The sequence below is a fragment of the Nonomuraea jabiensis genome (assembly GCF_014204795.1).
Classification (GTDB): domain Bacteria; phylum Actinomycetota; class Actinomycetes; order Streptosporangiales; family Streptosporangiaceae; genus Nonomuraea; species Nonomuraea jabiensis.
This window is the reverse complement of sequence record NZ_JACHMB010000001.1, coordinates 5,741,505-5,755,592: the sequence shown is the minus strand read 5'-3', so window position 1 is coordinate 5,755,592 and position 14,088 is coordinate 5,741,505. Positions and strand designations below refer to the sequence as shown.

Below are 14,088 nucleotides of genomic sequence, written 5' to 3'. Positions count from 1 at the left end.
TTACACCGGCGCTGACGGCCGGCTGGTGGAGGACCGGGTCTCGCTCTCGCAGCAGGCCATGCTTTCGGCCGTCGCGCGGAGAGCGGGATCGGGCGGCAGGTGCGCCAGGGCGAAGATGGCATCGTCACTCAGGTCGGCGGTGTTCCGGGCGGTGAGCTTGAGCGCGGCCTCGGCAGGGCCGGCGGCGGTGTCCGGCGGAATCATCAGCAGGGTGACCGGCTCGTCGGAGGTGAAGAACAGAACGATCACGTGGGGGTCGGCATGCCGGAACCATCCGACGCGTACCGTCCGTCCACGTGCCGGGATCCGTTGCGGGATACGCCGCCACGCGTTCCGGTGCACTCCTACCAGCATCGTGGTCCGCTGCAGCCGCTGGTCGACGGCGGCGATGAGATCGGGTAGTTCGGCGGCCGCGTCGTGGGAGTAGGGCCACCAGGCCCCGTTCACGACGGCCCGCCGATCCAGCAAAGGGTGGAGACTGAGCCGTAGTGCCGAATCGACCCGCGGCATCGCGGACGAGCCGGAGCCGAGCGGTACGCGCTGAGAGAGCAGTGTCGGCGTCATGGTCGTCTGACCTGTCCAGGCCCCGAGGGGAGGGCCACGATGAGTGGTTCGCCGGGGGCGACGCAGACCCGAATGCCAACGCTCGAAGAGACCTCGGTGCTTTCAACCTACCTCTTGCTTCCGAAAAACACACAATTGCGGAAGTAGGCCGGGCGGATGACTTCCGGAAACGCGCCCTCGGAGATCACAGAACCGTTCGGACCAGCTTCCGGAAACACACGCTCCTCGCCCCCGCGCCGCCGGCCTGGACGGCGACCCGGTCGCGGCCACCGGCGCGGTACGCGACTTCCGCCGCCACTTCACAAACGGCCGCCGTGCCGGCGTTGCCGAGCAGCCGAATCTCCGGCCTCGCCCGACGCCGTTCAGGAGGGCGAGGACATCGCCCTCTGGAGCCGCTCACGCCAGGTCGAGGCCGGCGAGCTGGGCCCGGCTGGTCACGTTGAGCTTGGGGAAGGCCCGATACAGGTGATAGCTGACGGTCTTGGGGCTGAGGAAGAGCTGCGCGCCGATCTCCTTGTTGGTGCGCCCGGCCGCGGCCAGGCGAACGATCTGCAGCTCCTGCGGGGAGAGCGCCGACAGCGCGTCGGCCCCGGCTGCGACGAGACCGGTGTCGCCGGCGGCACGCAGCTCGTTGCCGGCGCGGTCCGCCCAGGGCCGCGCGCCCAGGCGCTGGAAGGTCTCCAGCGCGGCGCGCAGCTGGGCGCGGGCCGCGCCCTTGTGCCGGTCCCTGCGCAGGCGCTCGCCGTAGACCAGTGCGGTGCGCGCCGACTCCCAGGGGTGGCCGCCGCCGGCGTGCAGCCGTACGGCGGTGCGGAAGTGGTCGTGCGCTCGTTCCCCGTCGGGTTCGAGCAGGGCCCGGCAACGGTGCAGTACGGCCTGCGCCCAGGTCTGGCCGGACGCCTCCGCCCACGCCTCGTAGCGGCGCAGCGGCCGGTCCGCGGGCAGGCCGAGCCGGGCCGCGGCCTCGATCTGGTCGGGGGCGAAGTGGACGGCCTGGAACTGGTGGCGCGCCGGCCCCGCCAGGGCCGTCTCCAGCCGGTCCAGAACCTCGGCGTGGCGGCCCAGGCCCAGATCCAGCAGGGCCCGCGCCCACTGGGCCCAGGCGAGGCCGTTGACGATGCCGTTGGCGTCGTAGTGCTCGTGCGCGGCGGCGGCCAGCTCGGCGCACCGGTCCGCGTCGCCCCGGGCGGCGGCGATCCAGGCGAGCATGCCCCGCATGCAGCCGGCCCGGCTCGGCCGGCCGGTCTCGGCGGTCAGGTGCAGGCCCTCGGTCGCGGTGGCCGTCGCGTCCGTGAACCTGCCGAGGAAGATCTCGCTGGCGGCGAGCGTGATGTGGAGGACGGCCAGCTTGCCGAGCTCGCCGTTGGCGCGGCACTCGTCGGCGGCGGCGCGGGCGATCTCCCATGCGGCCTGGAAGTCACCGGTCTGGAGGGCGAAGTAGGAGGCGTTGATCCGGCGTGAGTGCATTTCCGGCGTGATCCGGCTGCCCTTGGACACCAGCTCGCGCATGATCGGCAGGGCGGCGGCGGGGCCTTCTGTCAGCAGCAGCGCCGTTCCCAGGGCGGCCTGTCTGGCGAGGTCGAGGTCGTCCTCCGGGCGCAGGTCCAGCTCGCGCAGCCGGTCGGCGGCCTCGACGAGCCTGGCGGCGTCGCCGAACCGGTTGGCGTTGCGGGCCGCCTCGACCAGCATCAGGCCCGCGGCGGCGCGGTCGTCGCCGGCCACGTCCGCGGCGCCCTTGAGCAGCAGGTCGTGGGCCAGGTGCGGGGCGCCCTGGTCGAGGGCGATCCTGGCCCGCAGCTTGGGGAGCGTGGTGCGGGCCGACGTGGCCGGCACGAGCGCGGTGGCGGCCTCGACGAGCCGCTGGGCCCGCTGCGGTTGGCCCGCCTCGGTGGCGTGCACGGCGGCCGAGAGCAGCCGCCGCCCCTTGAGCTCCTCATCCTGGCTCAGCTCGGCCGCCCGCTCGAACGCGGTGCAGGCGCTGACGCTCGCGCCGCGCTCCCCGGCTCGGCGGGCCAGGTCCTCCAGCGCTCGCGCGGCCGCCTCGTCGGGACCCGTCGCGGCGGCGGCCAGGTGCCAGGCCCGCCGGTCGGGCCGATCGGCCAGCAGACCGGCCAGGGTCTGGTGCACCGCCAGGCGCAGGTCGTACGTACTGAGCTGGAAGACCGCCGCGCGCATGAGCGGATGGGCGAAGCGCACCTGCCGGCCGGCGATCGTGACCAGGCCCGCACGTTCGGCCGCGCCCAGGGCGGCGAGTTCGACGCCGAGCGCGGCGCAGGCTTTCGTGATCATGTTCAGGTCGCCGTCGTCCGCCAGCGCGGTGACCAGCAGCGCGGTCCGGGCCGCCTGGGGCAGGCGGCCGACGCGGGCGGCGTAGGCCAGGCGGAGGCGTTCCGGCAGCGGCAGCGGGCTGTGGTCGTAGAACGGCAGGTCGGCGGTGCGCGGCAGTTCGAGCAAGGCGAGCGGGTTGCCCGCGCTCTCCTTGAGGATCTTCAGACGGGTCGAGCCGGTGAGGCCGGGCGCGGCGTCGGCGAGCACCCGCGCGGCGCTGCCGTCGTCCAGGCCGCTGAGCCGCCGTTCGGGCAGGCCCCCCGGGTCGAAGCCGTCGCGGGCGCCGAACAGCATCACGACGCCCTCCGCGTGCAGCCGGTGCGCGGCGAAGCGCAGCACGACGGCCGAAGCCGGATCCAGCCAGTGCGCGTCGTCCACCAGGCACAGCAGCGGCCGGTCCTCGGCCAGCTCCGCCAGCAGCGACAGCACGGCCACGCCCACATGGAACCGATCGTCGGCCCGCGCGGGCGCCAGGCCCAGGGCGCCCGCCAGCGCCGCCGCCTGGGGCTCGGGCAGCGCATCGAGGTGGCCGAGCGCGCCGCGCAGAAGCAGGTGGAGCGAGGCGTACGGGATCTCGGCCTCGGTCTCGACGCCCAGGCCGCGCAGCACCCGCATGTCCTGGGCGCGTTCCCCGGCGTAGGTCAGGAGGGCGGTCTTGCCGATCCCCGGCTCGCCTCCGAGCACCAGCACGCCGGAGCGTCCGGCGCGAGCCTGGTCAAGCAGCACGTCAATGGCCTGCTGTTCAGACTCCCGCCCCCGAAGCATGGGACGAATCCTAGTCATTCATCCGGTACCGCCCAGGTGCCCGCCTTCATAGTGTCGCCGTCATGAATTCCACGCAAGCGGTCGACCTGAGCTCGGTCACCAAACACTACGCACACGGCGTCACGGCGCTCGACGACGTGTCGATCGGCTTCGCCGCCGGCACGTTCACCGCCGTGATGGGACCGTCGGGGTCGGGCAAGTCGACGTTGCTGCAGTGCGCCGCGGGGCTCGACCGGCCGAGCTCGGGGCGGGTGACGGTGGACGGCCGGGACCTGGCGACGCTCAGCGACAAGAAGCTGACGCTGCTGCGGCGCGACCGGATCGGGTTCGTCTTCCAGTCCTTCAACCTGCTGCCGTCGCTCACCGCCGCCCAGAACGTCGCCCTCCCCCTGCGCCTGGCCGGCCGCCGCCCCGACTCCCAGCAGGTGCGCCAGAGCCTGACCGCCGTGGGCCTGGCCGGGCGCGTCGACCACCGGCCCGCCGAGATGTCCGGCGGCCAGCAGCAGCGCGTCGCCATCGCCCGGGCCCTGGTCACCCGGCCGGCGGTGCTGTTCGCCGACGAGCCCACCGGCGCCCTGGACGCCAACACCAGCCGCGAGGTGCTCCGCCTGCTGCGCGACCTGGTCGACCGGCAGGCACAGACCATCATCATGGTCACCCACGACCCGGTGGCCGCGGCCCACGCCGACCGCGTGGTGTTCCTGGCCGACGGCCGGGTCTACGGGGAGCTCCACGACCCGAGCGCCGAGCAGGTCGCGACCCGGATGCTGCAGTTGGAGGCGTCGTGCTGAGGATCGCCTGGTCCACGCTGCGCGTCCGGTGGTCGTCCTTCGCCGGCACGTTCGTCGCCCTGGCGTTCGGCGCGGCCCTCATGGCCGCGCTCGGCCAGGTGCTGGCCTCCAGCATCACCTCACCCGACCGGGGGCCGCAGCGGTACGCCGCCGCACCCGTCGTGGTGGCGCCCGACGAACGGCTCACCCTGCGGACCCCGTTCGGCGAGCGCGGCGCGCCGCTGGCCGAGCCGCGCGGGCTGGATCCCGAGCTGGCCCGGCGCATCCCCGGGGCCGTGGTGGATCGGATCTTCGCAGCGCAGCTCGCCGGTGGACCACCCGCCGTCGGCCGTCCCTGGTCTGCTGCCCGTACGGCGCCGCAGCGGCTGACGTCGGGACGGGCGCCCGCCGCGGACGACGAGATCGTCGTCACCGCCGGTGCGCGTGTGGGCCGGCGGGTGCAGGTGGTGACCGCGGCGGGGAGCCGGTCGTACCGGGTGGTGGGGATCGCCACGGCGGGGCCGCAGCCGACTGTGTTCTTCACCGACGGGCGGGCCGCCCGGCTGTCACCGCGGATCGACGCGCTGGCCGTGTGGCGCCCCGCCACCGAGGTCCGCACCGCTCTGGCCCAAGCATCCGCGACCCACGCCTCCGCGGACCACGCCTCTACGGACCACGCCTCTACGGACCACGCCTCTACGGACCAAGCCTCTGCGGACCAGCCCACCTCCGACCAGGCCGCCCCTGGCCAGGTCATCGCGTCCGGGGCGGCACCGCGCCAGGGCGGGACGCCCGTGGTCTCCACCGAGGTCAAGGTGCTGACCGGCCAGGAGCGGGCGCTGCTCGACCCGTCCCGCGAGAGCGACGAGCAGGCCCGCAACAACGCCAACACGATCGCCGGCATCGCCGCGGGTTTCGCCGGGTTCATCGCCGTGTTCGTGGTCTCCTCCACCTTCGCCTTCGCGGTCGGGCAGCGGCAGCGCGAGTTCGCCCTGCTCCGTACCGTCGGCGCGACCACCGGCCAGGTCAGGCGCATGGTGTACGGCGAGGCGCTCCTGGTCGCGATCGCCGCCTCGGCGCTCGGCGCGCTGACCGGTCCCCTCGCCACCCGGCCGATCCTGGACCTGCTGAGCTCGCTCGGCATGGCGCCTGCCTGGCTGCTGCCCTCCACCTCCTCGGTGCCTTCGTACGTGGCCTTCGGCACTGGAGTGCTGGTCGCCGTGCTCGGCGTGGTCGTGGCCGCCTGGCGGGCGGGCCGCGTGCGGCCCGCGGAGGCGCTGCGCCAGGCGGCGGTGGAACCGCGGGCCATGACGCCCGGACGCTGGATCGCCGGCGGCGGCCTGCTCGCCACCGCCGTCATCAGCATGGCCGTCAACGCCGTCAGCGACCCGTCGGGCGCGACCAACAACAAGACCTTCATGCCCATCGTCATGCTGCTCATCGCCGCCGCCGGGCTGCTGGCCCCGGTCGTCGTCCGCCCGGTCGCGAACCTGCTCGCCGCCCCGCTCGGACGCCTGCGCGGCGCGGGCGCTCTCGTGGTCCCCGCCGGCGCCGTCGCCTCCACGAGGCGTACCGCCGCCACGGCCGCGCCGGTCCTGATGACCGTCGCGCTGGCCGCCACCCTGCTCGGCGGCGCGGCCATGACCGACGCCACCAAGGCCGCGATGCGGATCGACCCCGTACGCGCCGACTATGTGGTGCTGCCGTCCGGCCCGGCCGGGCTGGACCGGCAACTCAGCGAACGCCTGCGCGCCATCCCCGGCGCCGACGTCACCACCGTGACCCCGACCAGCCTCTACACGCTCGAAGGCGCCGGGACCCAGCTCATCCAGCGGCCCGCCGAGGCCGTGAACCCGGCCACGCTCACGACTGCGCTGTCCGTGCCCGTGACCGCCGGGTCGCTCAAGGAGCTGCGCGACGACACGATCGCGGTCTCCCCCACCTGGGAGGTGAGCCTTGGCCAGCGGGTACGGCTGTGGCGGGCCGACGGCAGCCAGGTGTCCCTGACGGTCGTCGCGCTGCTCGGCGCCGACTCCACCGCGGACGCGTACGTCACCCCGACGCACGCCTTGTCCGCCCGGCCCTCGCTCGCGTACGTGAAGCTACGCCCCGGCGCCTCCGCCTCCGCCTCCAAGGCGCTGGAGCAGGCCGTAACGGGGCACAACGCCCGTTCCATGACCAAGTCCGCCTGGGCCGGAACCGTCACCGACCGCGCCGCCTCGGCCAGCCGTCTTGGCCTGCTCGCCGTACTCGGCATCATGCTGAGCTACACCGTGATCGCGCAGGTCAACACCCTCCTCATGGCGGCCCCCGACCGGGCGGGCGAGCACGGCGCGCTACGCCTGCTCGGCGCCACCAAGGGGCAGGTCCTGCGATACGTCGTGGCCGAGGCGCTGCTTGTCGTGGCGGTCGGCGTGCTCCTCGCCGCCCTCGCCACCGCGCTCGGGCTGCTCGGACTGTACGCCGCGCTGCTGCAACTGGCGGGCCCCGTGGCGATCGAGGTGCCCTGGCAACCGGTCATCGGGGTGATCGCCCTCTGCTCCGTGCTCGCGGTGCTGGCGACCGTGCTGCCCGCAAGCCGTGTCCGGGCAGTGGCGATCCCCACGTGAATTCGCCGCCCAGAGGGCGAACACGACCCGGCAGAGACGATCCCACCTGGTTCACCTCAGTCACCTGCCTTGGAGACGGTGCCTACGAGGTCGAATACCGCGACCCGCTTCGTCGGTATCACCGCCTTGAGACCGCCACCGACCCGAGCCGCATCGCCTCCGATCATCATCTGGACCGCTCAGGCCTCTCGAGCGCACGGCCCTCAGCCGAGACTCCTCTCCCGCGTCCTGAAAGCCTCCGCAAGACCAGGCAGCATGACCGAAGGCAGATCGACCGAGCAGTCCGAGCGCAGAACCTCTGCGAGCGCGATCTTGGGTCCAGCGACCCAGACCTTTGAAAGGCAGATGTGATGTCCGGCTACCACACTCGCTGGGTCCGCCCTTCTGAGCAGGCGGAAGATCCCGAACGCATCGCCACCCGCGAGGCGCTGGCCTTCGGCAAGGCGCTTTACGATCGTCGCGTCGCACTTGGCTTGAGCGTAGCGGAGCTGGCCGATCGGGCGATGATGACCGAGGATGAGATCGAGTGCATCGAGGAAGGTGGGACGGCACCGACCGTCGCGCTGCTACACCGCCTTGCCGCGGCCTTGGAGGCCGACGTCCGGCTCACCTCTGGCCATGATCTCGGATCGGTCTGGTTCGAGGCTCACGCCGCCTAGCATCATCTCTCCGGTAGAACGCCGGTCGACACTCCTGTGAAGGTGGCCGACAGCCGGGGGAGCGCGAGGGGGCCGGCAGGCCACCTCGCCCGCGGCTCGGGGCGGGCTCCAGCAGGCCCACCCGGTAACCACGCAACGGGTGGGTGCTGGCGAGCGAAGCGAGCGGGGGTTTCCGGGCGGGATCCAACAGGCCCACCCGGTAACCACGCAACGGGTCCGGGGTCAGCGGGTGTCGGAGTCGGAGTCGGTCAGGGCGGCGCGGCCTGCTTCCAGGCGGGCCACCGGGATGCGGAACGGGGAGCAGGAGACGTAGTCCAGGCCCACGTCGTGGCAGAAGTGGACGGAGTCGGGGTCGCCGCCGTGTTCGCCGCAGATGCCCAGGTGGAGGTCCGGGCGGGTCGAGCGGCCCTCCTCGACCGCGATCCTGATCAGGCGTCCGACGCCCTCCCGGTCCAGGGTCTCGAACGGGGAGACGCCGAAGATGCCCTGGTCGAGGTAGCGGGAGAAGAACGCCGACTCGACGTCGTCCCGCGAGAAGCCCCAGGTCATCTGGGTCAGGTCGTTGGTGCCGAAGGAGAAGAACTCCGCCGCCTCCGCGATCTGGGCCGCGGTCAGGGCCGCCCTGGGGACCTCGATCATGGTGCCGATCAGGGCCTCCACGCCGGTCTCCGCGAGGATCTTGGCCGCCTCCTCGCGTACCGACTCCAGCTCCTGTACGGCCGCCACCAGCGGGATCATGATCTCCGGCCGCGCGCCCGGCACCTCCTTGGCCGCCTGGGCGATGGCCCTCACCTGCATGGCGAACAGGCCCGGGATCACCAGTCCGAGGCGGACGCCGCGGAGGCCGAGCATCGGGTTCTGCTCGTGGAGGCGCTTCACGGCCGCCAGGAGCCGGCGGTCCTTGTCGGTGGCTCCGTCCGTGGCGACCTTGACCGACAGATCCACGATGTCGGGAAGGAACTCGTGCAGCGGCGGGTCGATCAACCGAATTGTGACGGGATTTCCGTCCATAGCCCGAAATATCTCGGTGAAGTCGGCCTTCTGCAGCGGCTCCAGCGCGTCCAGGGCCGCCTGGCGGGCCTCGTCCGTCGAGGCCAGGACCAGGTCCTCCACGAGCTGCCGGCGCTCGCCCAGGAACATGTGCTCCGTCCGGCACAGCCCGATCCCCTGCCCCCCGAACCGCCGGGCCCGCGCCGCGTCGTCCGGGGTGTCCGCGTTCGCCCGCACGCCCAGCCGCCGGACCGAGTCCGCGTGGCTCATGATCCGGTCCACGGCCTTGACCAGCTCGTCCTGCGGCTCGGCGCCCTCGAAGTACTCGACCACGGCCGAGTCCACGACCGGCACCTCGCCCAGGTAGATCTCCCCGGACGTCCCGTCGATCGAGATGACGTCGCCCTCCGACACCACCACCCCGCCGGGCGCGGTGAAGCGGCCTTCGCTCGTCGAGACCTCCAGCTCCTCGGCCCCGCACACGCACGTCTTGCCCATGCCCCTGGCCACCACGGCGGCGTGCGAGGTCTTGCCGCCCCGGCTGGTCAGGATGCCCTTGGCGGCGATCATGCCGGCCAGGTCGTCGGGGTTGGTCTCGCGGCGGACGAGGATGACGTCCTCGCCCTGCTCCGACAGCTCCACGGCCCGCTCGGAGGAGAACACGGCCTTGCCCACGGCCGCGCCGGGCGAGGCGTTCATGCCCTTGGCGATCTTCTTCTTGTCCGCGCCGCCGTCGAAGCGGGGGAACATGAGCTGCGCCAGCTGGTCGCCGGTGACGCGGGTGACGGCCTCGTCGAGAGTGATCAGGCCCTGGTCCACGAGCTGGGTGGCGATGCAGAACGCGGCCGCCGCCGTGCGCTTGCCGACCCGCGTCTGCAGCATCCACAGCTTGCCGCGCTCGATCGTGAACTCGATGTCGCACAGGTCCCGGTAGTGGTTCTCGAGGGTCTCCATGATCCCGAGCAGCTCGTCGTACGAGCGCTTGTCGATGCGCTCGAGCTCCTCCAGCGGGATCGTGTTGCGGATGCCGGCCACCACGTCCTCGCCCTGGGCGTTCTGCAGGTAGTCGCCGTAGATGCCCTGCGTGCCGGTGCCCGGGTCGCGGGTGAAGGCGACGCCGGTGCCGGAGTCGTTGCCGACGTTGCCGAAGACCATGGCCACGATGTTCACGGCGGTGCCGAGGTCGGCGGGGATGCGCTCCTGGCGGCGGTAGAGGATGGCCCGGGGAGCGTTCCAGGAGTCGAAGACCGCCATGACGGCCAGGCGCATCTGCTCGCGCGGGTCGGTGGGGAAGTCCTTGCCGGTCTGCTCGTGGACGATGCCCTTGAACGTCTCCACGAGCCCCTGCAGCTCGCCCGCGTCGAGGTCGGTGTCCTGGCGCTTGCCCTTGAGCGCGTCGAGCGCGTGCTCGAACAGGTCGCCGTCGATCCCGAGCACCGTCTTGCCGAACATCTGGATGAGCCGGCGGTAGGAGTCCCATGCGAAGCGGTCGTTGCCGCCCGCCTGCTTGGCCAGGCCGTGCACCGACTCGTCGTTGAGCCCGATGTTGAGGACGGTCTCCATCATGCCGGGCATGGAGAACTTCGCCCCGGAGCGCACGCTCACCAGCAGCGGGTCGTCGGCCTGCCCGAGCCGCCTGCCCATCTGCTTCTCGAGCGCGTCCAGGTGCTCGGCGACCTCCTGATCGAGGCCGTCCGGTACGACGCCTGCCGCCAGGTAATGGCGGCAGGCGTCGGTGGTGATCGTGAATCCGGGGGGAACGGGGAGCCCGAGGTTGGTCATTTCGGCAAGGTTCGCTCCCTTGCCGCCAAGAAGATCCTTGAGATTCCTGTTGCCCTCGGTGAAGTCGTAAACGTACTTGGCCACCACACGCTCCAATCAACGCCTCTGCCCGGACTCTACCGGCGAAATTGATGATGAAACTGCACTCCTCGGATAAGTCCTCGTTTGTGCTGGTCAAAGCCTCATGAAAGGTCTAATCCAATTATAGTTCTAGAAGCCAGGAAATTGGATTAGACCAATTGGTTTACACCAATTCTTGAGAAAGGAGGCGTATGGGGGCAGAATCGGATCACACCCCCACCAGGAGGCCCCCATGGCCACTCCTACCAAGCCCAAGCGAGGCGCCCGTATCGTCGCGGGATCCGCAAAAACGGCCGTCGATTCGGCGATCTACCTGGATGACCGCCTGCCCTTCGCCCGCTGGCTCCGCCCCCAGCTGCGCAAGCTGTTCCCGAGCCACTGGTCGTTCCTGCTGGGCGAGCTGGCGCTCTACTCGTTCGCGCTGCTGGTGCTGACGGGCACGTTCCTCACGCTGTTCTACAAGCCCAACCCCGACGTGGCCTTCGCCTCCGCGGCGGAGATCAGCCTGGACGTGCGGGGCGGGCTGCTGCTGCGGCAGCTCCACCACTGGTCGGCGACGGTGTTCGTGCTGGCGATCGTGGCCCACCTGTGCCGCGTCTTCTTCACCGGCGCGTTCCGGCGGCCGCGCGAGCTGACGTGGATGCTCGGGGTGGTGCTGTTCGGGCTGGTGCTGTTCGAGTCGTTCCTGGGCGTCTCACTGCCCGGCGACCAGCTCGCGATGGCCGGGCTGCGGCAGGCACAGGGGCTGCTGCTGTCGATCCCGCTGGTGGGCACGTACCTGTCGGCCTTCGCCTTCGACGGCGAGTTCCCCGGGCAGGTCCTCCCGCGGATCTTCGTCACCCACGTGCTGCTGGTGCCGGGGATCCTGATGGCGGTGGTGCCGCTGCACGCGTTGATCCTCACCTGGCGGCAGAAGCACACCGAGCGAAGGAGCTCGCGACGAGAGAGCGAGGGACGAGCCAACGAGGAGCGAAGCGGTCGCGACCATGAACACGAGCGAAGCGGTCGCGACCATGAACACGAGCGAAGCGGTCGCGACCATGAACACGAGCGAAGGAGCTCCCGACCAGACCGGGTCACCGGCGGCCCGTTCTTCCCCTACTTCGCGGTCAAGAACGGCGCGACGGCGCTGTTCACGGTGGGGGCCATCGCGGCGCTGGCCACGTTCGTCCGGGTCAACCCGGTGTGGGAGCACGGCGCGTACAGCCCCGGCGGCTACGTCCCGTCGGCGCAGCCGTTCTGGTACTTCGGGGTGCTGGACGGCGCGCAGCGGCTCGTCCCGCCGTGGGAGATCACGGTCGGCGGGTACGTCCTGCAGCCCGGGCTCTGGATCCCGCCGCTGATCCTGACGGTCTTCTTCGGGATCCTGCTGCTCTACCCGTTCCTCGAGCGGCGCCTCACCGGCGACGGCGACGATCACCACCTGCTCGACCGGCCCTCGCAGGCCCCGGTGCGCACGGCGCTGGGCGTCGCGGTCCTCGCGTTCTTCACCGTGTTGTGGGCGGGCACGTGGGTCTCGGAGGCGGCGCCGCCGATGCACTCCGCGCCCGGGTTCCCGCAGCCGCCCGCGGCCCCGCACGCGCTGCTCACGGTGCCGCACGACACCTACGTGATGATCGTGCTCGGGCTGCGGGTGGCCGTGTTCGTGGTGCCGGTGGCGGCGTTCCTGATCGCCCGGGCGGTCTGCCGCGGGCGTGCCGGTCAAAGAGGGTTGTGATCGGGCGGCGCCCCGGCCACGCCGTCGCGCGGCGGCAGCCAGAGCACGAACGTGGCCCCCTCCCCCAGCCGCGAGAACACCGCCACCCGCCCTCCGTGCGACTCCACGATCTGGCGGACGATGGCCAGGCCGAGGCCCGTGTGGCGGTCGCGGCGGCTGGACTCGCCGCGCCAGAACCGGTCGAACACCCGCGCCTGGTCGGCCGCCTCGATCCCGGGGCCGTCGTCGCGGACCGCCACCCACAGCCAGCCCTCCGACCTGCCCGCCGAGACCCGGATCGTCCCGCCGGGCGGCGTGAGGCGCACGGCGTTGGACAGCAGGTTCGCCACGGCGCGGCGCAGCGCGTCGGCGTCGCCGGTCGCCTCCAGGCCCGACCCCAGCTGCCGGGTGATCGTCAGGTCGCGGGCGGCGGCCGGGGTCGCGTACTCCTCGCACGCCTCGCCCGCCACCCTGGCCAGGTCGAGGTCGGCGTCGGCGAACGCGCCGCCCTGCCGCCTGGCGCTGGCCAGCAGGTCCTCGACGAGCCTGGTCATGCGGGTGGTGGCGCGGTCCACGATGGCCACGGCCCTGACCCGTTCCTCGTCGCTGGCCTCGGGCGCGGCGAGCACGGCGTCCACGTTCGCCCGGATGATCGTCAGCGGGCTGCGCAGCTCGTGGGAGGCGTCGTCGATGAGCTGGCGCTGCGCCCTGAACGCCTCCTCCAGCCGGTCCAGCATGGTGTCGATGGTGTCGGCCAGGTCCTTGAGCTCGTCGCGCGGCCCGTTCAGCTTGATGCGCCGTTTGAGGTCGGTGGCCTGGATCTCCTCCGTCGTACGCGTGATCGACCTGACCGGCCGCAGCACGCGGCCCGCCAGCACCCAGCCGATGCCCAGGCTGGCGACGTAGAGGCCGGCCAGCGTGATCAGCGAGTAGTCGCGCAGGGTGGCCATCGTCCGGACGTTGACCGCGTTCTCGACCTCCTCGACGAAGACCACCTCGCGCTTGCCAAGGTAGGTGGTGCCGCTGTAGGTCTTGGCGAACTCCGTCGTGATCGGGCGCTGGTCGGTGGTCTTGGACACGGCGAAGTAGGTGCCGCCGAGCACGAGCGCGGCCAGCACGAAGAGCAGCCCCGAGTACAGGACCGTGAGCCGGAAGCGGATGGTGTGGATCACGCCGGTTCCCTGAGCCGGTAGCCCCGGCTGATCACGGTCTCGATCAGGCCCTCCTCCTGCAGCTTGCGGCGCAGGTTGCCGACCGTGACGCGCACGGTGCTGGTGAACGGGTCGGCGTGCTCGTCCCAGACGTGCTCGAGCAGCTCCTCGGAGGAGACCACGTGTCCGGGGCGGCGCATCAGGTAGTGCAGCACCCCGTACTCCTTGGGGGTCAGCGCCAGCGACCTGCCGTGCAGCGACACCTCCAGCCTGGCGGTGTCGATCCGCAGCCCGCCCACCTCCAGCACCGACGTGCCGGCGCCGGAGTCCCTGCGCAGCAGCGCCCGCACCCGCGCCAGCAGCTCGGGGAACGCGAACGGCTTGACCAGGTAGTCGTCGGCCCCCTCGTCGAGCCCGCGCACCCGGTCGTCCAGCCGGTCGCGGGCGGTCACCATGATGATCCGCGCGCCCTGCCCGGCGGCGCGCACGCTGCGGCACAGCTGGAAGCCGTCCCCGCCGGGCAGGTTGAGGTCGAGCAGGACCAGATCGTACGAGTTGACCTGCAACTTCTCATGCGCGGAAGGCGCGTCGTAGGCGACGTCCACCGCGTAACCCGCACGGACGAGGCCGACGCGCAACGCGTCGACCAGGTCCTCCTCGTCTTCCACCACAAGCAGTCGCATGCCCCGCACC

9 protein-coding genes are annotated in these 14,088 nt (G+C 71.8%); 4 read left to right on the top strand and 5 right to left on the bottom strand.

The window, feature by feature from the left end:
- A complete protein-coding gene (locus HD596_RS26605; RefSeq protein WP_281398674.1) occupies positions 1-510 on the bottom strand; it encodes a DUF5994 family protein in 510 nt (169 codons plus the stop codon).
- A 450-nt stretch (positions 511-960) separates the two neighbouring features.
- On the bottom strand, positions 961-3,657 hold the full coding sequence (locus tag HD596_RS26600; protein ID WP_185072027.1) for a helix-turn-helix transcriptional regulator: 2,697 nt from the start codon (positions 3,655-3,657) through the stop codon (positions 961-963).
- A 62-nt stretch (positions 3,658-3,719) separates the two neighbouring features.
- On the opposite strand from HD596_RS26600, the gene HD596_RS26595 reads away from it, so the two are divergent.
- The 3 genes from HD596_RS26595 (at position 3,720) to HD596_RS26585 (ending at position 7,695) form a co-directional block, all read left to right on the top strand.
- Positions 3,720-4,448, top strand: a complete 729-nt coding sequence (locus tag HD596_RS26595) for an ABC transporter ATP-binding protein (RefSeq protein ID WP_185072026.1) — start codon at positions 3,720-3,722, stop codon at positions 4,446-4,448.
- Positions 4,442-7,036: an ABC transporter permease gene (locus tag HD596_RS26590; RefSeq protein ID WP_185072025.1), complete on the top strand. Its 2,595-nt coding sequence runs from the start codon at positions 4,442-4,444 to the stop codon at positions 7,034-7,036. Before HD596_RS26595 ends, HD596_RS26590 begins: the two co-directional genes overlap by 7 nt.
- Positions 7,037-7,386: 350 nt before the next feature.
- Positions 7,387-7,695: a helix-turn-helix domain-containing protein gene (locus tag HD596_RS26585; RefSeq protein WP_185072024.1), complete on the top strand. Its 309-nt coding sequence runs from the start codon at positions 7,387-7,389 to the stop codon at positions 7,693-7,695.
- A 222-nt stretch (positions 7,696-7,917) separates the two neighbouring features.
- Here HD596_RS26585 and ppdK read toward each other — a convergent pair whose 3' ends face one another.
- Positions 7,918-10,551, bottom strand: a complete 2,634-nt coding sequence (ppdK, locus tag HD596_RS26580) for a pyruvate, phosphate dikinase (protein ID WP_185072023.1) — start codon at positions 10,549-10,551, stop codon at positions 7,918-7,920.
- Positions 10,552-10,780: 229 nt separating this feature from the next.
- Between ppdK and HD596_RS26575 the strand changes: the two genes are divergently transcribed.
- A complete protein-coding gene (locus HD596_RS26575) occupies positions 10,781-12,265 on the top strand; it encodes a cytochrome b (RefSeq protein ID WP_185072022.1) in 1,485 nt (494 codons plus the stop codon).
- Here the strand turns inward: HD596_RS26575 and HD596_RS26570 are convergent.
- Positions 12,250-13,416, bottom strand: a complete 1,167-nt coding sequence (locus HD596_RS26570; protein ID WP_185072021.1) for a HAMP domain-containing sensor histidine kinase — start codon at positions 13,414-13,416, stop codon at positions 12,250-12,252. The two genes, HD596_RS26575 and HD596_RS26570, sit on opposite strands and share 16 nt — an antisense overlap.
- A complete protein-coding gene (locus tag HD596_RS26565) occupies positions 13,413-14,078 on the bottom strand; it encodes a response regulator transcription factor (RefSeq protein WP_185072020.1) in 666 nt (221 codons plus the stop codon). Before HD596_RS26565 ends, HD596_RS26570 begins: the two co-directional genes overlap by 4 nt.
- Positions 14,079-14,088: the final 10 nt, after the last annotated feature.